The sequence below is a fragment of the Patiriisocius sp. 208BN25-11 genome (genome assembly GCF_058147145.1).
The window spans coordinates 15,633-34,675 of sequence record NZ_JBYVJY010000001.1 but is presented as its reverse complement, the minus strand read 5'-3'; the positions used below and the strand labels follow the sequence as shown (position 1 = coordinate 34,675).

19 protein-coding genes are annotated in these 19,043 nt (G+C 36.2%); 11 read left to right on the top strand and 8 right to left on the bottom strand.

Translation table 11 applies throughout. The features are described from left to right. The first annotated feature begins 15 nt into the window (after window positions 1-15). The 4 genes from ACY2RS_RS00155 (at window position 16) to ACY2RS_RS00140 (ending at window position 4,834) form a co-directional block, all read left to right on the top strand. Complete coding sequence (locus tag ACY2RS_RS00155) at window positions 16-1,077, top strand: glycosyltransferase (protein WP_490096574.1); 1,062 nt, start codon at window positions 16-18, stop codon at window positions 1,075-1,077. A gap of 206 nt (window positions 1,078-1,283) precedes the next feature. After that, complete coding sequence (locus ACY2RS_RS00150; protein WP_490096573.1) at window positions 1,284-2,414, top strand: O-antigen ligase family protein; 1,131 nt, start codon at window positions 1,284-1,286, stop codon at window positions 2,412-2,414. Next, window positions 2,386-3,396, top strand: a complete 1,011-nt coding sequence (locus tag ACY2RS_RS00145) for a glycosyltransferase family 4 protein (protein ID WP_490096572.1) — start codon at window positions 2,386-2,388, stop codon at window positions 3,394-3,396. The genes ACY2RS_RS00150 and ACY2RS_RS00145 overlap by 29 nt, the downstream gene beginning before the upstream one ends. Window positions 3,397-3,439: 43 nt before the next feature. Continuing rightward, window positions 3,440-4,834, top strand: a complete 1,395-nt coding sequence (locus ACY2RS_RS00140; protein ID WP_490096571.1) for a sugar transferase — start codon at window positions 3,440-3,442, stop codon at window positions 4,832-4,834. Between the two features lie 41 nt (window positions 4,835-4,875). Here the strand turns inward: ACY2RS_RS00140 and ACY2RS_RS00135 are convergent, their stop codons facing one another. Together ACY2RS_RS00135 and ACY2RS_RS00130 are read right to left on the bottom strand one after the other, a co-directional pair. After that, window positions 4,876-6,057, bottom strand: coding sequence for a lipoprotein N-acyltransferase Lnb domain-containing protein (locus ACY2RS_RS00135; protein ID WP_490096570.1), 1,182 nt, complete (start codon window positions 6,055-6,057; stop codon window positions 4,876-4,878). A gap of 18 nt (window positions 6,058-6,075) precedes the next feature. Then, window positions 6,076-7,146: a putative type IX sorting system protein PorV2 gene (locus ACY2RS_RS00130; protein WP_490096569.1), complete on the bottom strand. Its 1,071-nt coding sequence runs from the start codon at window positions 7,144-7,146 to the stop codon at window positions 6,076-6,078. 380 nt (window positions 7,147-7,526) lie between these two features. On the opposite strand from ACY2RS_RS00130, the gene ACY2RS_RS00125 reads away from it, so the two are divergent. Continuing rightward, window positions 7,527-8,270, top strand: a complete 744-nt coding sequence (locus ACY2RS_RS00125; RefSeq protein WP_490096568.1) for a CDP-alcohol phosphatidyltransferase family protein — start codon at window positions 7,527-7,529, stop codon at window positions 8,268-8,270. Here the strand turns inward: ACY2RS_RS00125 and lptB are convergent. From lptB to ACY2RS_RS00105, 4 genes are all read right to left on the bottom strand, one after another. Beyond that, complete coding sequence (gene lptB, locus ACY2RS_RS00120; protein WP_490096567.1) at window positions 8,267-9,013, bottom strand: LPS export ABC transporter ATP-binding protein; 747 nt, start codon at window positions 9,011-9,013, stop codon at window positions 8,267-8,269. The two genes, ACY2RS_RS00125 and lptB, sit on opposite strands and share 4 nt — an antisense overlap. Before the next feature lie 134 nt (window positions 9,014-9,147). Then, window positions 9,148-9,495 (bottom strand): carboxymuconolactone decarboxylase family protein, encoded by a 348-nt coding sequence (locus tag ACY2RS_RS00115; protein WP_490096566.1) that lies wholly within the window; start codon window positions 9,493-9,495, stop codon window positions 9,148-9,150. After that, entirely contained in the window at window positions 9,488-10,330 is an 843-nt protein-coding gene (gene tatC, locus ACY2RS_RS00110) for a twin-arginine translocase subunit TatC (RefSeq protein ID WP_490096565.1), read from the bottom strand. Before tatC ends, ACY2RS_RS00115 begins: the two co-directional genes overlap by 8 nt. A 247-nt stretch (window positions 10,331-10,577) precedes the next feature. After that, window positions 10,578-11,543: a KpsF/GutQ family sugar-phosphate isomerase gene (locus ACY2RS_RS00105; RefSeq protein WP_490097083.1), complete on the bottom strand. Its 966-nt coding sequence runs from the start codon at window positions 11,541-11,543 to the stop codon at window positions 10,578-10,580. A 195-nt stretch (window positions 11,544-11,738) separates the two neighbouring features. Between ACY2RS_RS00105 and ACY2RS_RS00100 the strand changes: the two genes are divergently transcribed. From ACY2RS_RS00100 to ACY2RS_RS00080, 5 genes are all read left to right on the top strand, one after another. Further along, window positions 11,739-13,934 carry a RecQ family ATP-dependent DNA helicase gene (locus ACY2RS_RS00100; protein ID WP_490096564.1) on the top strand — a complete coding sequence of 732 codons (2,196 nt, stop codon included), beginning with the start codon at window positions 11,739-11,741 and terminating at the stop codon, window positions 13,932-13,934. A 192-nt stretch (window positions 13,935-14,126) separates the two neighbouring features. Continuing rightward, window positions 14,127-15,059 carry a peptidylprolyl isomerase gene (locus ACY2RS_RS00095; RefSeq protein WP_490096563.1) on the top strand — a complete coding sequence of 311 codons (933 nt, stop codon included), beginning with the start codon at window positions 14,127-14,129 and terminating at the stop codon, window positions 15,057-15,059. A 76-nt stretch (window positions 15,060-15,135) separates the two neighbouring features. Next, entirely contained in the window at window positions 15,136-15,759 is a 624-nt protein-coding gene (locus tag ACY2RS_RS00090; protein ID WP_490096562.1) for a Crp/Fnr family transcriptional regulator, read from the top strand. Window positions 15,760-15,830: 71 nt separating this feature from the next. Further along, complete coding sequence (locus ACY2RS_RS00085; protein ID WP_490096561.1) at window positions 15,831-16,040, top strand: YgaP family membrane protein; 210 nt, start codon at window positions 15,831-15,833, stop codon at window positions 16,038-16,040. An 89-nt stretch (window positions 16,041-16,129) separates the two neighbouring features. Beyond that, window positions 16,130-16,648, top strand: a complete 519-nt coding sequence (locus ACY2RS_RS00080) for a YfiT family bacillithiol transferase (RefSeq protein WP_490096560.1) — start codon at window positions 16,130-16,132, stop codon at window positions 16,646-16,648. A 244-nt stretch (window positions 16,649-16,892) separates the two neighbouring features. Here ACY2RS_RS00080 and ACY2RS_RS00075 read toward each other — a convergent pair whose 3' ends face one another. Then, on the bottom strand, window positions 16,893-17,447 hold the full coding sequence (locus tag ACY2RS_RS00075; protein ID WP_490096559.1) for a thioredoxin family protein: 555 nt from the start codon (window positions 17,445-17,447) through the stop codon (window positions 16,893-16,895). Between the two features lie 71 nt (window positions 17,448-17,518). Here ACY2RS_RS00075 and ACY2RS_RS00070 point away from each other — a divergent pair, with 71 nt between their 5' ends. Continuing rightward, the gene (locus tag ACY2RS_RS00070) at window positions 17,519-17,851 is read left to right on the top strand and encodes a tRNA-binding protein (RefSeq protein ID WP_490096558.1); all 333 of its coding nucleotides are present in this window, start codon (window positions 17,519-17,521) and stop codon (window positions 17,849-17,851) included. On the opposite strand, the gene ACY2RS_RS00065 is transcribed toward ACY2RS_RS00070, so the two are convergent. Further along, window positions 17,844-19,016 (bottom strand): MFS transporter, encoded by a 1,173-nt coding sequence (locus ACY2RS_RS00065; RefSeq protein ID WP_490096557.1) that lies wholly within the window; start codon window positions 19,014-19,016, stop codon window positions 17,844-17,846. The two genes, ACY2RS_RS00070 and ACY2RS_RS00065, sit on opposite strands and share 8 nt — an antisense overlap. Window positions 19,017-19,043 lie beyond the last annotated feature (27 nt).

Below are 19,043 nucleotides of genomic sequence, written 5' to 3'. Positions count from 1 at the left end.
AGCTAATAGTAATATATGAATGTCTTACAACTTATAGATTCTTTAGATGCAGGTGGTGCAGAGCAAATTGCAGTGCACCTAGCTAACGGGTTTCCTAAACAGGGAATAGGTTCTTATTTATGTGTTACAAGAAAAGAAGGTATTTTAAGAGAAACGCTAGAAAAGGATGTTCGCTTTTTATTTTTGAAAAAAAAGAAGACGTTTGATTGGAATGCTTTACTAAGATTAAAACGATATGTTAAGGAACATAATATCACTATAGTACATGCCCATACCATGTCTTTTTTCTTTGCGACCTTATTAAAAATAATATACCCTAAAATAAAACTTATTTGGCATACGCATCTAGGTGCTAGGGCTAATGAAACAAACAAAGCAAATGCCTATATAAAATGGTGCTCTTATTTTTTTGACGTCATTATAACCGTAAACAAAGATTTGGAGACTTGGTGTAGTGCGCATCTTAAAACGAAACAAGTATATTATATTCCTAATGGGGTTCATGTCCCTTCTATAAGTAGCCCGCAAGAAGAAAGAGAGTATATTATTGTATCTGTAGCAAACCTCAAAGATCCTAAAAATCATACCATGCTTATAGAAGCATTTAGCAATGTGTACAAGCGTTATCCTAATTGGAAATTATACCTAATAGGGAAAACATTTAATGATACGTATGAACAGAATGTTAGAGATCTAATTAGTGCTAATGCTCTAGAGGATGCTGTTACTATTTTTGGTCAACAAAAAAAGGTGTTTTCTTTTTTAAAAGAAGCTGCTATAGGAGTCATATCTTCTACCCAAGAAGGATTGCCTATGGCATTATTAGAATACGGTGTAGCAAAATTGGCCGTTGTATCAACACATGTAGGGGAATGTAAAAATGTAATTGGAGATGCTGGTATTGTGGTCCCCTCAAATAATCCATCTAACTTTGCAGATGCGTTAGTAACCTATATAGAAAATCCTATTACTTTAAAGAAAAATGCTGAGGAGTTTCACAATAAGATTACAGCAACGTATACAATACAAAGTATGATTGACTCATTAAAAGATATCTATAAAAAACTACACTCATAAAAAACAATCAAAACATATCGCATTTAACTTGGGTCTTACTTCATTTAGGACTTGGAGTGCTTGTGTTTTTTATAAACTTCACAGCAAAAATATATTTCGCTGCCTTTTTAGTTTATTTTTTATACTTAATAGTAAAGACTAAAAACAAAAATGATGTTGTCTTAATTGCGGCAGCGTATACAACTGGTTTTGAGGTTTTTTCTAGAATGACGCAAACTGCATTTTCATATGAGTTTGCAAAATACATGGTCATTGTTTTTTTGCTATTAGGGATGCTTTATAAGAATCTAAAGAAAAAATCCTGGCCATTCGTAATTTATTTGTTCTTATTAGTTCCAGGAATTTTATTTGCTGCCATCAATCTAAATTATGGCGCCAAAGTAGCAAATGCTATAGGTTTTAATTTAAGTGGACCCATTTGCTTGGGGATTGCTGCTTTATACTGCTATGATCGCTATATTTCAAGTGAAAGATTTCAGCAAATACTAAATGCATTATTATATCCAATAATTTCAATGACGGTATATCTCTATTTATATACCCCAAGTATAAAAGATGTTTTAACAGGTACTGCTTCTAACTTTGCAACATCTGGAGGATTTGGTCCTAATCAGGTTGCTACGATCATTGGTTTAGGATGTTTTGTTTTATTTGTTAGGTTAATTAAAATTAAAGATTTTAAAACCAATTTGCTTGATCTTGCATTGCTTGGACTGATAGCATATAGAGGAGTTGTTACCTTTTCAAGAGGAGGAATTTTAACAGCAGGAGTCTGCATTGCGCTTTTTTGTGTGATGTATTTTTGGTATGGTAAAAGTACAAACAGAGTAAATCTATATTCTAAACTAGCAATTTTTTCACTAGTGCTTTTAATGGTTTGGGGTTTTAGTTCTTTCTCTACTGGAGGATTAATAGATAAAAGATATTCAAATCAGGATGCAGCAGGGAGGATTAAAGATGATGTCACAACAGGAAGGGTAGAATTATTAAGTAAAGAATTAGAAGCCTTTTATAAAAATCCAGTATTTGGTATTGGGGTAGGAAAAATTAGAGAGTATAGACTCGAGCAAACTGGTAAAAATGCTGCTACTCATAATGAAGTAAGTAGGATGTTGTCTGAACATGGATCTTTTGGCTTACTCGCTTTAAGTTTATTGTTTATAAACCCTTTTATTTATAGAATTAGAAATAGAACAAACCTATTGGCATATTCATTTTTTGCCTTTTGGTTTCTAACCATTAATCACTCTTCCATGCGTATTGCTGCACCAGCATTTATATATGGATTAGTATACCTAACGATTATAAGTGAAAAACGTAGTCTACGTAGGAAATAAAAAAGGAGTTGGTAAAGCAACCTTAACTACTATTGATACCTTAAGTGTACAATTGAGTTCACTTGGGTATGCCGTTAAAACTACGTCCTCAAAACCTAATAAAATAGTGCGTTTATTAGATATGCTGCGTACAGTATTCATTCATCGCAAGCATGCTAATCTTGTACTAATAGATACTTATAGTACCTTAAATTTTCAATATGCAATTCTAGTTGGGAAATTGTGCAGAGCATTCAAAATACCTTACATTCCTATATTACACGGTGGAGATTTGCCAAGAAGACTAGAAAAAAGCCCCAAAGCGAGTCGTTTATTGTTTGGTAATGCACACGTAAATGTAGCTCCTTCAAAGTATTTATTAGAAGCCTTTAATGCCAAAGGTTTTGATAATGTAACGTACATTCCAAATACCATATCGCTAAAAAAATATCCCTTTAAGACTTCAAATAATAGCGGATGTAAACTATTGTGGGTGCGTTCTTTTTCTGAAATATACAATCCTTTACTAGCATTAGATATCGTTGCCGAATTGCAAAAAAGTATTCCAGATGTATCTCTTTGTATGGTTGGTCCAGAGAAAGATGGGAGTTTACAGAAATGTAAAATAAGCGCTTTCGATAGAGGGCTTCCCGTAACATTTACCGGAATGCTATCAAAAGAAGCTTGGGTTGCTTTGGCCGCTGAGTATGATGTGTTTATCAACACGACTAATTTCGATAATATGCCAGTAAGTATTATTGAAGCCATGGCATTAGGGCTCCCTATAGTGACAACCAATGTTGGCGGCATACCCTATTTGTTAGAACAGGGAGAAGGCATCCTTGTTCCTCCTAATGATCCAAAAGTATTTGCAAGCGCAATCGCCTCCCTTGTAAATGATCCAAAACGATATGCTAGTCTTAAAGATGCTGCAAGACAAAAAGCAGAAACCTTTGATTGGGATGCTGTTAAAAAAAGCTGGAGGGCAATTTTAGACTTTTAAACTCAAAATTGTCTATTTTTGAACGGCCCAATACCAAACCTAAATGACCAAAAAGAGTAATATACATTTTGATATTTCAGAACGGAAAGTACTGCTTCGAATTATGGATATCGCTTCTGTGCTTGGCCTCCTATATCTCGTTGGTCAAGTATTTGATTTTGATTATTTTAAAATTAATGACGTGCATTGGGTTTGGTCTATAGTACTCGCACTGTACCTCACAATTTTTGCAACTATTTTTGAATTGTATAACCTTCAAAAAGCTGCAAGATTTGAAGTAGTTATTCAAAACATTATTCTTACGAGTTCAGTAACTGTGCTGTTCTATTTGTTAACTCCATTTTTCACTCCTGAATTACCAGAAAACAGACTTCAAATTGTATATTTCTACCTGTCTGTTAACCTAGCGTTAATTCTTTGGCGTTATGCATATATAGTTCTTATTTCTGCAGCACGGTTTTATAAAAGAGTTTTACTTATTGGAGATGGTGCAGAGATAGATGCGCTTATAAAGGCTTTAGAGAAGTATGATCCAAATTATAAAGTAGTAGGTTTTGTTAAATCTGGTGAGCATAATTATGTAAGAAGCAGTACTTCGGAAATATTAGAATTTTCAAAAGAGGACATCGCCACTATTGTAGAGGAACACAACATTTCTGAAATAGTTGTAGCAGCACCTGCAAATGATGGCGTAACCTTACCCATCTATAATCAGCTTATTAATTTATTAGAGGCGGGCGTGCCAATTCGAGATTACATACAAGCCTATGAAGATGTAAACAGACGTGTGCCTTTACAGCAAGTAGATCAAGATTTTTATAGAGTTTTTCCATTTAGTCGAAGCAATCAAAATAAATTATACCTCTTTTTTCATAGGGTATTGGATGTGCTTTTTTCTCTAATTGGGTTGGCATTTGGACTTCTCATCTCTCCTGTGATTATTATTGCAAATCTTTTTGCAAATAAAGGCCCTTTGTTTTATACGCAAACAAGAGTAGGTAAAAATGGACATCCCTTTAAAATATACAAGCTTCGATCTATGGTAACCGATGCCGAGAAGCATGGAGCTCAATTTGCTACTGCAAAAGATAGTAGGGTAACAAAATTTGGAAGATTTTTGCGTAAATCTAGGTTCGATGAGATTCCTCAATTTATAAATGTTATTAAAGGGGATATGAGTGTCATCGGTCCAAGACCAGAGCGTCCTGTTTTTGTTGAAGAACTCTCGCAAATGATTCCTTTCTTTGAAGTTCGTCACATCGTTAAACCTGGAGTAACGGGTTGGGCACAAGTAAATGCCAAATACGGCTCTACACAAGAAGATGCCTTAGAAAAACTGCAATACGATTTATACTACATCAAACACAGAAGTTTATTCTTAGATATCAGTATTGTGGTAAAAACATTAAGCACGATTGTGTTCTTTAGAGGACAGTAGTTACTCTAGTAAATAGTGATTAGTGGCAGTTGATAGTAGTGTTATTGTTTCTTCAAATAGCCAAATACATATACATACCGTATAAAAAATACAATCAATAAAGGAAGCAGTGCTACAGCAAAAATTTGCACACCTGTTATCCAATGTATCGTTAGTAACACAAGCATTAGTAGCAATAAAAAGACATATCTACGCAGCCAATTTTTTGGTGTCTTTTTCCAGATAGCCACAAAAAAGAAGAGATTCAACGGGAAGCCCCACAACAAATTATAGTTGTTTGCAGTTGCGGTGTGGTCTGTTCCTATCCAGAGGGGTAATAAGAGTATTCCAACAATACCTGTTATTAAAAAGATAGTACCATCCAACCATCGTGTACGCTGTTTCTTTTTAAAGTCTTTAAAAGTGATATACAAAATCCCAAGACTAAGAATAAGAAATACAAAAAACGGACTCATGAAAAAAGAGATTCCTTGAGCTCTTTCTCCAGCTTTATTGGTTGTTATTGTTTCTTTTACTAAAGGCGTTGTAGTTCCATTTCTAGTAATAGTTGCCGATTTAATGGCATCAAAAGTATAGTCTGGAAGGTATTGATGTTCCCAAGGAGTTGCAGTTCTATCAATCACAGCGCCTAAAGCGATATCTATGCCTACACTTCCCCAAGTATTCCAGTCGAGTCTTTGTTGTATAAGTTCTCTAAACGTGTAAGGAGTTGGTACATATGCGGCATCGTTATATTTTAATTTATTTCCTAAGCCAGTTACTAGCACATCGCGTATTCTGGTAGCACAGTTGTCAAAGAAAAAGTCATAACGATATTCTTTGTTTTCTGGTTGGGCGTTGTTGAGTAAAAAATTAAAAATAGTTACCTTCTCTCCATAGCTAAGATCAAGTTTCTGTTCTTTCATCCAACGTCGCTCTGCAATGTAGTTTCTTTTAAAATTAGGATAACTTCTAACAGAAAGGGCATAAGGTAATTTTCCTCGTCCAAACTTGATATAAAAATTAGGAGTATTAAAATCAAAGGTCCCATAGTTAAAGACCAGGTCTTTTCCATTACTTGGGTCTGACACCCTAATGGCGTTGTGGCCAAAAGAATCATACAACATATCACCTGGACCGATGGTAATGATACTTATCTCGGCATCTTGGTCAATGGTGTTAATTTGGGAAAAGCCTACAAAAGAAGTAAGTAGGAATAGTAAGGTAACAAACGATTTATGCACGTTGTAAAATTTCAGAAATTAGTTCTTAAAGATACTTAAATCCAATTTTAAAGAAAACACATTGCTGTATAATGCAGCACTCTGATCTCCAATGTCAGTTAGGGCATAATCAACCTGAATGCCTTTATAGGCAAATCCGACACCAATATTTGGCTGAAATCCAGTGCTGTCGCTACCATCTAGTTGTTGTATGGTTTGGAAATTTCCCATACCACCACGTAGGTAAATCATATCGATATATCCAAATTCAAACCCTACTGCTGGGGTAATACTCACTGCTGAGGTTGAAATAATGTCATTGGTTTGTGCAAAACGTACATTGAGGTCTACTTCTGTTAAGAACGAAAAATCGTAATGGTAGATAAATTTACGCGCCACTCCTAATTGTAGTTTTGGGATGGTAATCTCTGTTGTTTCTGGTAATTCTTGATTTTGCCCAGCAACGGCACCTTGAATATCAGCAAATTTTTCTTCATCGATAGCCCAGGCATTAAAGCTGGTGGTAATGTCTCTAGCCATAAATCCAAATTGCCATTTGTCGTTGTTAAATTGGATGCCGGCATCAAATCCAAATCCCCATGAAGAAGCAAAATCTCCAATAATACGGCGAATCACTTTGGCATTCACACCTACATTTAATCCATCCAACGGAAGTCTTTTTGCATAGCTTACAGTAAAAGCATAATCTGCTGTAGAGAACAAACTAATACGGTCGTAATTTATTTGCCCTTGATCATCGATAAGCTGTGTTGTATTTAAAATATCATCCACTCCAAATCGAATGACAGAGAGTGCAACGGCGCTTTCGTTATCTAAAGGCATTGCAAAGGCTGCATAATCATAATTGGCAATATTGGCAAAATAAGAAGCGTGCATTAGAGAAAGTTCGCTTGTTTCAAGATTGACCAATCCCGCAGGATTCCAGTAACCAGAATTTACATCGTTACTAGAGGCTACAACAGCATTTGCCATACCAAAGGCACCCGCGTCTACTCCAATGTTTAAAAACTCATTAGAATATTTACGAACCGTTTGTGCAGAAAGTGAAAAGGATACTAAAAGTATCCATAAAAATAATGTCTTTTTCAATGCCGTTATTTTATGCAAATATACTATACTAAACTGTTATTTTTATAACATATTGTTTGTATGCTATAGTAGACGTAAATACTTTGTTATTTTTACAAAACACTGCGGAAATTTTAGAGAATGACTTCTAGTTATGTAACTAAAACTTGTAATGTGTTTAAAAGTTTATTTGTTTAATGGTTTATAAGTGGTAGTTATTACTAGTTTTAAAGACCAAAGACCAAAGACCAAAGACCAAAGACCAAAGACCAAAGACCAAAGACCAAAGACCAAAGACCAAAGAAAGTCAAAATATAAAAGTCAAAATGCAAAATGCAAAAGTTTGAAATACTACATCTACTAGCTATCAGCGAAGCGTCCTACAAACAAAACACTAGATCATGATAAAACAAATACCTAACATCATTACCTCATTAAATTTACTGTGTGGCTGTGTTGCCATTTTATTTGCAGTTTCTGGCGATTTGGTGTCGGCGGCTGTTTTTGCTTTTGCAGGGATTTTCTTCGATTTTTTTGACGGTCTTGCAGCAAGGGCTCTTAATGCCCAAAGTCAGGTAGGTCTTGAACTCGATAGCCTTGCCGATGCAGTAACTAGTGGTGTAGTTCCTGGTATTGTGATGGTGCAATTATTAAGTGAAGCACTTACAGGACATACCTTAGATATCACCAATGTGTTTGCCGAAAATGGATGGAACACCTCCTTTATGAGTTATCTTCCTTTTATAGGCTTGCTTATCACAGTTGCTTCTGCCTATCGATTGGCAAAATTTAATGTTGACACCAGGCAGACTTCTAGTTTTATAGGCTTGCCTACTCCTGCAAACACACTATTGATCTTAAGCCTTCCTCTCATCTTAGCATATCAAGGCAATCAAGAAATTACACATTTTGTACTCAGTCCGTGGTTTTTAATCGGACTTACCTTAGTAAGTTGCGTTTTGTTAAATGCAGAACTTCCGCTCTTTGCATTCAAGTTTAAAACATGGGATTTTAAAACCAATGCTGTTCGTTATATCTTTTTAGTAGTTAGTGTTGTGTTAATGTTGCTGCTGAAATTTATAGCCATACCGCTTATTATCTTTTTGTATGTGCTGATTTCGTTGTTTTGGAAGAAAGAGTCCTAAGAATTAAAATCCAATTTCTTTTTACGCAGTTCGAAGTTTTGCCCTAGGTATACTTTACGTACCATTTCATCTGCGGCAAGTTCTTCAGGGACGCCGTGCTTTAAGATACTCCCTTCAAACATGAGGTAGGTTCGGTCTGTAATAGCAAGGGTTTCTTGTACGTTATGATCGGTAATTAAAATACCTATGTTCTTGTCTTTTAACTGGGCTACAATACGTTGTATGTCTTCTACAGCCACAGGATCTACTCCCGCAAAAGGTTCATCCAATAAAATAAAATTGGGGTCTGTTGCCAAGGCTCTTGCAATCTCTGTACGTCTACGCTCACCACCACTTAATAAATCACCACGGTTTTTGCGGATGTGTCCTAAGCTAAATTCTTCAATAAGCGACTCCATTTTCATGAGCTGCTCTTTTTTAGAAAGTTTGGTAAGTTGTAGTACACTTAAAATATTGTCTTCGATACTTAGCTTTCTAAATACAGATGCTTCTTGAGCTAGATATCCAATCCCGTTTTGTGCACGTTTGTACATCGGGTAATTGGTAATCTCTGTACCATCGAGGTAGATATTTCCGCCGTTAGGTTTTATAAGCCCTACAATCATGTAGAAAGAGGTTGTTTTTCCAGCACCATTTGGCCCAAGTAACCCAACAATTTCACCTTGATTTACTTCTACAGTAATACCTTTTACAACCTTTCGGCCTTTGTACTGCTTCATTAAATTTTCGGCTTTTAACTTCATAGGGTGTATTTTAACTTGTGCCTCCGCTATAGCTTCTGCGACACGCGGGCGGAAATTTTAGATGTTTACAAATGTATTTGTTTTTTTAAAGATAAGGGCATGCCTTAACATTTCCGAAGAGAAATTCTAAGAAATTAAGAAGTTTGTTCTAAAGCCTCCCAATATTCATAAGCACGACGCAAATGCGGAATTACTATAGTACCGCCAATAAGTAACGACACGCTCATGCCTTCTACTACTTCTTCTTTGCTAATGCCTATTTTGTGACATTCTTCAAGGTGGTATTTTACACAATCATCGCAACGCAATACCAATGAGTTTCCGAGACCTAAGAGTTCTTTGGTCTTTTTTGAAAGTGCGCCTTCTGTAAAGGCATTGGTATCAAGATTAAAGATTCTCTTGATAATTTTGTTATTGTCTGCCAACATTTTTTCGTTCATCTTAGAACGGTAGGCATTAAATTCTTCTACTGGATTAGGCATGTTGTTGTCTTTTACGTTCTTTTTTAAGCACACTTCTAGAGATAATGATACTTAATTCATACAATATAATTACAGGTACCGCTACAATGACTTGACTTACAATATCTGGTGGTGTAATAATAGCCGAAAGTATCAAGACAATTACCAAGGCAAACTTTCGATATTTTTTTAAATATTGTGGAGTTACAATACCAATTTTGGTCAAGAAAAAGATAATTATGGGGAGCTCAAAAATGAGTCCGCTAGCCAGTACAGACGTACGGACCAGTCCTGTGTAACTACTTAAATCAAAATCGTTAAATACTTGTTCACTTACCTGGTAACTTCCCAAGAAGTTAATAGATAGTGGCGTTACTACATAGTATCCAAATAAGACACCGGTAAAGAATAAAAGCGAGGCCACAAGGATAAAACCACGACTGTTCTTACGTTCGTTGGTACGTAATCCCGGACTAATAAAACGCCAAAATTCGAATAGTATATAGGGGAATGCGACTACAATACCTAAGGTGATAGAAGTCCAAATATGCGCAGAAAATTGTCCGGCAACCGTCCTACTTTGAATTCGAAAAGATTCATCTTTAAAACAGAAACTTTCTTCGATACCAATCATGTTAGAAAGTTTACATAGTAATTTATACGTAGGGAAATCTTGACTTTTCGGACCTAATAGCAAGACATCAAACACAAAATGCTTTGCTAAAAAAGCAACAAAGGCCACCACCACAATAGCTATGGTTGCGCGAATGAGGTGCCATCTCAGTTCTTCAAGATGATCTAGAAAAGACATTTCCTTTCCAGGTTCTGGTGTTCCTATTTGTTTAGTTTTGGTCATTTTATAGTATTAATCTAAAAGCCCTCACCAAGTTTTTCTTTGGCTTAAAGTCTTTAAAAAATTGACACTCCCAGAGTGAGAGTAGTATTTAATTTATTTTTTAATTTCCATCATCCATCATCCATCATCCATCATCCATCACCTGTTATCGGTCACCTGTTATCCATCACCTGTCATCGGTCACCTGTAACCCGTCATCCCTTTTGTTATTTCAACTTCTCCCGAAGCTTCGGGATCGATTTCAAACTCAAATAATCCCTTCCTTTGTCAAATTATGGATATGTATCACTCCGCAATAGGTGCCATTTTCTTCAGCTAAAATTTGAGTGATGCCATGCTGTTCCATAATCTCTAGCGCTTGTACAGCCATCGCATTATTGTCGATTACTTTTGGGTTCTTACTCATGATGTCTTGCGCGGTAAGTCCTGTGAAGCTGTCGTTTGTTGTCATCATACGACGTAAATCGCCATCAGTAATAATACCCACGATGTTGTTTCCATCTAGTACAGCAGTAACACCCAGCATTTTTTTAGAAATTTCTACAATAACATCTTTAACATTTGTGGTAGGACTTACTTGCGGTTTTTCGTTTAATTCTGTTAGGTTACTTACTCTTAGATAAAGTTGCTTTCCTAACGAACCTCCAGGGTGAAACTTTGCAAAGTCACTACTAGAAAAACCTCTTAGATCTAATAAAGCCATGGCTAAAGCATCTCCAATAACCAACTGAGCTGTAGTACTAGAAGTAGGGGCTAAATTATTAGGACAAGCCTCTTTTTCTACATAAGCATTCAGCACGTAATCTGCTTGGGTGCCTAAAAAACTATCTTTATTAGAGGTTATAGCTATTAATTTGTTGCCAATGGCTTTAATAAGGGGCACTAGCACTTTAATTTCTGGAGTGTTTCCACTTTTAGAAATACAAATCACACTGTCATTTTCCTGCACCGTTCCTAAATCACCATGAATGGCATCTGCAGCATGCATAAAAATAGCAGGGGTGCCAGTAGAATTCAGAGTAGCTACAATCTTTGTAGCAATGTTAGCGCTTTTGCCAATTCCGGTAATGATAACACGACCGTTGGTTTCATATATATATTGTACTGCTGCTGCAAATTCCTGATTTACAAGCGAAACCAAATTTGAAATTGCTTTGCTTTCTGTTTCAATAGTTTCTCGTGCTATGGAAATAATTCTGTCGGTATTCAAAATTTTACGCTTTTTAAAGTTTGTAACTGTGCTAGAAATTATTATATTTAATATCGCATAATTAATATAAGAGTCTTGGTACAAGATTTGCGAACCTAACCAAAGCAAATGATACTATTAATACTGCAAAATTACAATTGTTCCCCAGTAAAAACAATTATTTTGTCGTAAGACTCAAATAAAAACAATGAAGCCCTTGTGAGTGATACCGAATTATACGCGGCACTGAAACATTTTTTTGGATTTTCAAAGTTCAAAGGTCTGCAAGAAGCAGTTGTCAAGAGCATTCTTGACAAAAACAACACCTTTGTAATCATGCCTACGGGCGGTGGAAAATCTTTGTGTTATCAGTTACCGGCATTAATGCAAGAAGGAACAGCTATTGTTGTTTCTCCATTAATAGCGTTAATGAAGAACCAAGTAGACGCACTTCGTGCTTTGTCTTCAGAAGAAGGTATTGCACATGTTTTAAATTCCTCTCTCAACAAAACAGAAGTCAAACGTGTTAAAGAAGATATCACAAATGGTATCACTAAATTGCTATATGTTGCACCAGAATCTTTAACCAAAGATGAGTATGTAGATTTTTTACAACAGCAAAAAATTTCATTTGTTGCTATAGACGAAGCACATTGTATAAGTGAATGGGGACACGACTTTAGACCCGAATACAGAAACCTTAGAAGTATCATCAAACGTATAGGCGATAATATTCCAATTATTGGACTTACCGCAACTGCAACCCCTAAGGTTCAGGAAGATATTCTTAAAAATTTAGGAATGAGCGATGCCAATACATTTAAGGCATCCTTTAATAGGCCTAACTTATATTACGAGATACGACCAAAAACAAAGAACGTAGATGCCGATGTGATTCGTTTTGTAAAACAAAATGGAGGTAAAAGTGGAATTGTGTATTGTTTAAGTAGAAAAAGAGTAGAAGAGTTAGCTCAAATTTTACAAGTAAATGGTGTGAAAGCAGTCCCATATCATGCAGGACTTGACGCCAAAACGCGTGTAAAACATCAAGACATGTTTTTGATGGAAGACGCCGATGTGGTGGTTGCTACCATTGCCTTTGGGATGGGAATTGATAAGCCAGATGTTCGTTTTGTAATTCATAATGACATTCCTAAAAGTATCGAAAGCTATTACCAAGAAACTGGACGTGCAGGACGTGATGGAGGAGAAGGACATTGTTTGGCATATTATAGCTACAAAGACATTGAGAAGTTAGAAAAGTTTATGAGTGGTAAGCCTGTGGCCGAACAGGAAATTGGTCATGCCTTATTGCAAGAAGTGGTTGCATTTGCAGAAACTTCGATCTCTAGACGAAAATTTATCTTACACTATTTCGGGGAATCATTCGACAACGAAACTGGAGAAGGCGGCGACATGGATGATAACATGCGCAACCCTAAAAAGAAGCAAGAAGCTCAAAACCAAGCTCAAAAATTATTACGTGTTATCAATGAAACCAATGAGCAGTATAAAAGCAAAGAAGTTGTAAATGTATTGGTAGGTAAAGCCAATGCGCTTATAAAATCACATAGAACCGATAAGCAACCCTTCTTTGGAGAAGGTGCTGCCTACGATGATCAATACTGGATGGCCTTGTTACGACAATTACTAGTGGCTGGATATGTTAAAAAAGATATCGAAACCTATGGGGTTATAAAACTCACCAAAAGAGGGAAAGAATTTATCGTTTCCCCAGCTTCATTCATGATGACTGAAGATCATTCTTTCAAAGAGGCAAATGACGATACCATTATTGTTGCTAATAAAGGAGGTGGCGTTGTTGCAGATGAGAATCTATTTAAATTACTAAAGGCAGAGCTCAAGAAAACAGCAGACAAACTAAGTTTACCTCCCTATGTTATTTTTCAAGAACCTTCTTTAGAAGACATGGCCTTAAAATATCCAATTACCGTAGAAGAACTTTCTAATGTGCATGGGGTTGGAGAAGGGAAAGCTAAGAAGTATGGAAAAAGCTTTGTAGCCTTGATAAAAAAGTACGTTGATGAAAATCACATAGAGCGTCCAGACGATTTAATTGTAAAGTCTACAGGGAGTAACAGTGCACATAAGTTGTACATCATACAAAACGTAGATCGAAAATTACCTCTTACCGATATTGCCAATGCCAAAGGACTAGAAATGCCAGAACTCATTAAGCAAATGGAAGCTATTGTCTACAGTGGAACCAAACTCAATATTAGCTATTGGGTGGATGAACTTCTAGATGAGGATCAGCAAGAAGAAATTCATGACTATTTCTTAGAGTCTGAAACCGATAAAATAGAAGCCGCCATGGAAGAGTTTGATGGTGATTATGAGGACGAAGAATTACGCATGTACCGCATCAAATTTATCAGTGAGGTGGCAAATTAATTGTTAGCATTACTATTTTGAAATAAATAGGTACCCTATTCAATTCTAGTTGGATAGGGTTTATTTTTTGAAATGGTTTTTTCTTCGGAAATTTTAAAACATTCCTATTGAATTATGTGCTGATAAAGAGTACCTTTGCACTTTCAAAATCCAAAGCAGATGCTTTGAGAAACAATCATTTAAAACACGATTATGCAAGACGGTATTTACGCTAAAATTACGACTGAAAAAGGAACAATTTTAGGGCAACTAACTTACAAAAGAACGCCAGGAACAGTTGCAAACTTTGTAGCATTGGCAGAAGGAAACCTAGAAAACTCAGCAAAGCCTCAAGGAACTCCATATTATGATGGTTTAACATTTCACCGTGTCATTCCAGATTTTATGATTCAAGGTGGAGATCCTGCAGGAACTGGTGCTGGTGGACCAGGATATAAATTTGATGATGAATTCCACCCAGAATTAAAGCACGATAAGCCAGGAATCTTTTCTATGGCAAATGCTGGTCCTGGAACCAACGGATCTCAGTTTTTTATCACACACGTTCCAACAGACTGGTTAGATAACAAACACACCGTATTTGGTCATGTAATCGAAGGGCAAGATATTGTAGATAGCGTTGCACAAGGAGATACCATGAAGATGGAAATCATTAGAGTAGGAGCAGATGCAGAAAACTTTAATGCTGTTGAGGTGTTTAGAAAGTTTAACGGAGCAAAAGCAGAACGTGAAGCAGCTGCTCAAAAAGCACAAGAAGAAGCCATGAAAGATTTAATTGCTGGTTTCGATAAAACAGATAGTGGTTTATACTATAAAATCATACAAAAAGGCGATGGTGAAAAACCAAACGCTGGTCAAACTGTTGCTGTACACTACAAAGGGATGTTGCCAGAAGGAACTACTTTTGATTCTTCATACAAAAGAGGTAATCCAATAGAATTTCCAGTAGGAATGGGCCACGTAATCGCTGGATGGGATGAAGGAATCATGCTATTAAACAAAGGTGATAAAGCTCGTTTTGTAATTCCAAGTGAATTAGGATATGGAGCGCAAGGTGCAGGTGGAGTAATTCCTCCAAACGCAACTTTGGTGTTTGATGTAGAATTAATGGATATTAAAGCCTAACAGTTTTTACAGATATTAATGAAAACGTCTCCAGTTATGGAGGCGTTTTTTTATTTTTAGCAGTAGATACACAATTATGGAAACGGTACAACTTATAAAAAATGCAATGCCATATTTGGGCAAAGAGCTTCTCCAAGCAATGGCAAACGAACGCATTGTAACAATCGAAAAGGATACCGAAATTTTACGACAAGGCCAATATGTAAAAGTGATACCTATTGTGTTAGAAGGAGTCGCCAAAGTGTTTTCAAGAATTGAAGAAAAAGAATTATTACTCTATTACATACAACCCAATGAAAGTTGTATTATGTCATTTGCTTCTAGTTTGAAAAATAATCCAAGTCCCGTGTTTGCAACCATTGAAGAAAGGTCAAAGGTATTATTGTTACCCGTTGCAAAAGTCCAACGATGGTTGAAAGATTTTCCAGAAATTAATACCTTGTTTTATCAACAATACAACTTGAGATACAGTGATTTATTGGACACTATTAACCATTTGGTATTCGATAAACTTGATGTGCGTGTTTATAATTACTTAGTGCAACGAGCTACTATTTTGCAAAGCAAACAACTTAAAATTTCGCACAAAACTATTGCTACCGAACTTGGTACAGCTCGAGAGGTGGTAAGTAGAATTATAAAGAAACTAGAGCAAGACCATAAAGTGTTGCAGCATAAAAATTGGATAGAAATTTTGTGATGTGACTTACATCACTGCACAGGTCTATTTGATGTTCTATTTTTGTTTCATAACGTTAAAATACATTCGATATGAAAAAAAATATGGGTTCTTTAGACAAGATCATTCGCTTTGCCATTGCAGTTCTGATAGGGGTTTTGTACTACACAGGTGTAATAAACGGTACATTAGCAATTGTTTTATTGGCTGTTGCAGTGATTTTTATTGTGACTAGCTTTATGAGTTTTTGTCCTATTTACTTGCCTTTTGGCTTGAGTACCTGCAAAGTAAAAGAGCAATAATTAGAAAGTTAATAAGTATCTTATAACCTATTTGTAGAACACCTTCAGAACTTGAAGGTGTTTTTTAATTTAGCCGAAATTTTAAAATTATGACCGAGACATCTGTTCAATTTCCAATAGGCAAACTTTCAATACCTAACACCATAACACCCGCTCATGTTTCCGAAGCGATAGAAGTACTAAGAGTATTTCCACAACAACTTCGATTGATAACATTAGATCTTACGGAGGATAAACTTGATACCCCATACAGAGAAGGAGGATGGACCATTCGCCAGTTGGTACACCATATTTCAGATTCTCATAACCATTGCTACAATAGAATTCGTTGGACCTTAACCGAGGATAGTCCCATAATTAAAGCCTACGATCAAGATGCCTATGCAGAAATGGAGGATTATAAATCGGCTTCAATAGCTTGGTCTTTAACGCACATAGAAATGTTACACCATAAATTAGTGTACATTTTACAACGAATCAATGGGAAACAATGGAATCGTCATTTTATACATCCAGAAACCAATGCAGAAGTTACCATAAAAGAAATGGCGTTAACCTACGCTTGGCATAGCATGCACCATTATATGCATATTAAAAATGCGATTTAGTATAAGTTTAGAAGTTTAGGTGTTTAAGAGTTTAGGTGTTTTAGTAATTGTGCTGCGACAGGACACACTCAGCATGACTATTTAGAATGAAATAGTATAAAAACTCATTGTCACCCTGTCCCGAAGCTTCGGGAGTCGAAGGGAGTGAATCTATTTTGTTTAAGAGTTTAGAAGTTTATGTATTACATCGATTTCGCAATTTCACCAATCACCAATCACCAATCACCAATCACAGCTCGCAGCGCTACTTCCACTTAATATTACACCCAATACTAGGTTTTTGGTCTGCACGCTGCGGATTATTACTTAACACATTATCCATCGCTTCTCTCAAATCACGTCCATTCACAGGGATACCATTACCGGGTCTAGAATTGTCTAGCTGTCCTCTGTATACCAGTTTTAAATCTTCGTTGAATAAATAAAAATCTGGGGTACAAGCAGCATCATATGCTTTAGCAACTTCTTGAGTTTCGTCAAATAGATAGGGGAAGGGATAGCTTTCTTCTCTTGCTGTTTTCCACATGAGTTCTGGACGATCTTGCGGATAGTTTTCTATGTCATTGCTGCTAATAGCAACAAAACCAAAACCCGTCACTCTATAATCATTACATAAACGCACCAGTTCTTCATTGACATGTTTTACAAAAGGGCAATGATTGCAAATAAACATCACAACAGTTCCTTTTTTTCCTTGTACACTTTTCAAGGAAAAAAGGTTTTTGGTTACAGTATCAATTAATTCGAAATCGGGTGCTACCGTTCCTAAAGGTAACATGGTAGAAGGTGTTAAAGACATGGTGTAATTTTTTGAAATACTAAGATACAATATAGGGCTGTAATGTGCTATCTTAGTTACAAAATAAAAACATGGAAATTAGTTGGAACGATTTTGAGAAAATTGAGATGCGTGTAGGGACCATTCTGGAGGTAAAAGACTTCCCAGAAGCGCGCAATCCTGCCTATCAGTTGCACATCGACTTCGGAAATGCTATCGGGGTGAAGAAGACGTCTGCACAAATCACATCTCTATACAGCAAAGAAGATTTGATGGGAAGACAAATTGTGGCAGTAATCAACTTTCCGAAGAAACAAATAGGTCCTTTTATGAGTGAATGTTTAGTGTTAGGAGCAGTCGATGGCAAAGATGTTACACTATTACATCCTGGTTTAAAGGTCACAAACGGATTGCGAATTAGTTAAGTTTTTTAGCTCTATTGATGTGGTATAAACCAAATAGGGGACCTAAAACTAAAATAAGCAATAGATAGTTTGTTGCAACTAATGTTTCTAATAGCGTAAGTAATTGTATGCTTACAATAGTAATTGCAAAACCAATACAATTTACAATGGTAAGTGCGGTGCCTTTTACTTCGGGAGCTGCATGTTGTGCCACTAGTGTAGAAAAAAGAGGAGAATCTGTAATAACAGAAATACCCCAAATCAATAAAATGGTCATGAATAAGAGTACTGGTAACTCAAACACAAACGGCGATATCAAACAGCAGATACTAGAAATGAGCAGCGCAATTGTAGCTACTTTTTTTGCACCTTTTTTTAAGGCCCATTGTCCACCTAAAATGCAGCCTATACTTCCTATAGCAATACAGCAAAAGGCCCATAGAGAAATGTTTAGGTCTATCCCATTATGTGTTTTTTGATAGGTTCTCAAGATCCAAGGTAGAAATGCCCAAAAGGCATAAAGCTCCCACATATGACCAAAATATCCAAAAGCTGCTGCTTTAAATTCTTTGTTTTTAAAAACTGTAAAAAATTGAGTGAGTTGTAATTTTTCTGAAGGTTTTCTATAGGGGCCATTGGGTACTAAAAAGAACATACTACTACCACCTAATATTGCTAAGATTGATGTGCATATAATGACCAAATGCCAAGAGATACCTTGTGTAAAAGCCTGTAATGCGTGTGGAAAAGCTGTTCCAAGTACAAGAGCTCCCACTAGGAAGCCTAATGATCTGCTTAGGTTTTTATCAAAATAATCGGCTGCTATTTTCATACCAACAGGATAGATGCCAGCTAAAAAAAATCCTGTTCCTGCACGAAGCAATAGCAATGAGGTTGCTGTGTTTTGTTGCCATAACATACCAAGATTAATGGCAGCTCCTAGCAAAGCACAAACAAAAAATACTTTGGAGGGTGAAAACCGATCGGCTATGGTAAGGGTTGCAAAAACTAAGGTGCCCAAAATAAATCCAAATTGAACTGCCGCAGTGAGATTCCCTAATGCACTGTTGGATAGTTGAAAAGCATCTGTAAGAGAAGGCAAAACTCCATTTCCTGCAAACCAAAGGGACGTACAGCAAAATTGGGCAAATACAATCACTGGGAGTATGTGCTTTGCAACATTCACCTACCAAAAATTTTAACATCCATAAAA

Excerpts from the sequence above, each read along its gene's own strand:
- ACY2RS_RS00155 (WP_490096574.1), top strand. The coding sequence starts at position 16 with ATGAATGTCTTACAACTTATAGATTCTTTAGATGCAGGTGGTGCAGAG.
- ACY2RS_RS00150 (WP_490096573.1), top strand. The coding sequence starts at position 1,284 with ATGACGCAAACTGCATTTTCATATGAGTTTGCAAAATACATGGTCATT.
- ACY2RS_RS00140 (WP_490096571.1), top strand. The coding sequence starts at position 3,440 with ATGACCAAAAAGAGTAATATACATTTTGATATTTCAGAACGGAAAGTA.
- ACY2RS_RS00125 (WP_490096568.1), top strand. The coding sequence starts at position 7,527 with ATGATAAAACAAATACCTAACATCATTACCTCATTAAATTTACTGTGT.
- lptB (WP_490096567.1), bottom strand. The coding sequence starts at position 9,013 with ATGAAGTTAAAAGCCGAAAATTTAATGAAGCAGTACAAAGGCCGAAAG.
- ACY2RS_RS00115 (WP_490096566.1), bottom strand. The coding sequence starts at position 9,495 with ATGCCTAATCCAGTAGAAGAATTTAATGCCTACCGTTCTAAGATGAAC.
- tatC (WP_490096565.1), bottom strand. The coding sequence starts at position 10,330 with ATGACCAAAACTAAACAAATAGGAACACCAGAACCTGGAAAGGAAATG.
- ACY2RS_RS00095 (WP_490096563.1), top strand. The coding sequence starts at position 14,127 with ATGCAAGACGGTATTTACGCTAAAATTACGACTGAAAAAGGAACAATT.
- ACY2RS_RS00090 (WP_490096562.1), top strand. The coding sequence starts at position 15,136 with ATGGAAACGGTACAACTTATAAAAAATGCAATGCCATATTTGGGCAAA.
- ACY2RS_RS00085 (WP_490096561.1), top strand. The coding sequence starts at position 15,831 with ATGAAAAAAAATATGGGTTCTTTAGACAAGATCATTCGCTTTGCCATT.
- ACY2RS_RS00080 (WP_490096560.1), top strand. The coding sequence starts at position 16,130 with ATGACCGAGACATCTGTTCAATTTCCAATAGGCAAACTTTCAATACCT.
- ACY2RS_RS00075 (WP_490096559.1), bottom strand. The coding sequence starts at position 17,447 with ATGTCTTTAACACCTTCTACCATGTTACCTTTAGGAACGGTAGCACCC.
- ACY2RS_RS00070 (WP_490096558.1), top strand. The coding sequence starts at position 17,519 with ATGGAAATTAGTTGGAACGATTTTGAGAAAATTGAGATGCGTGTAGGG.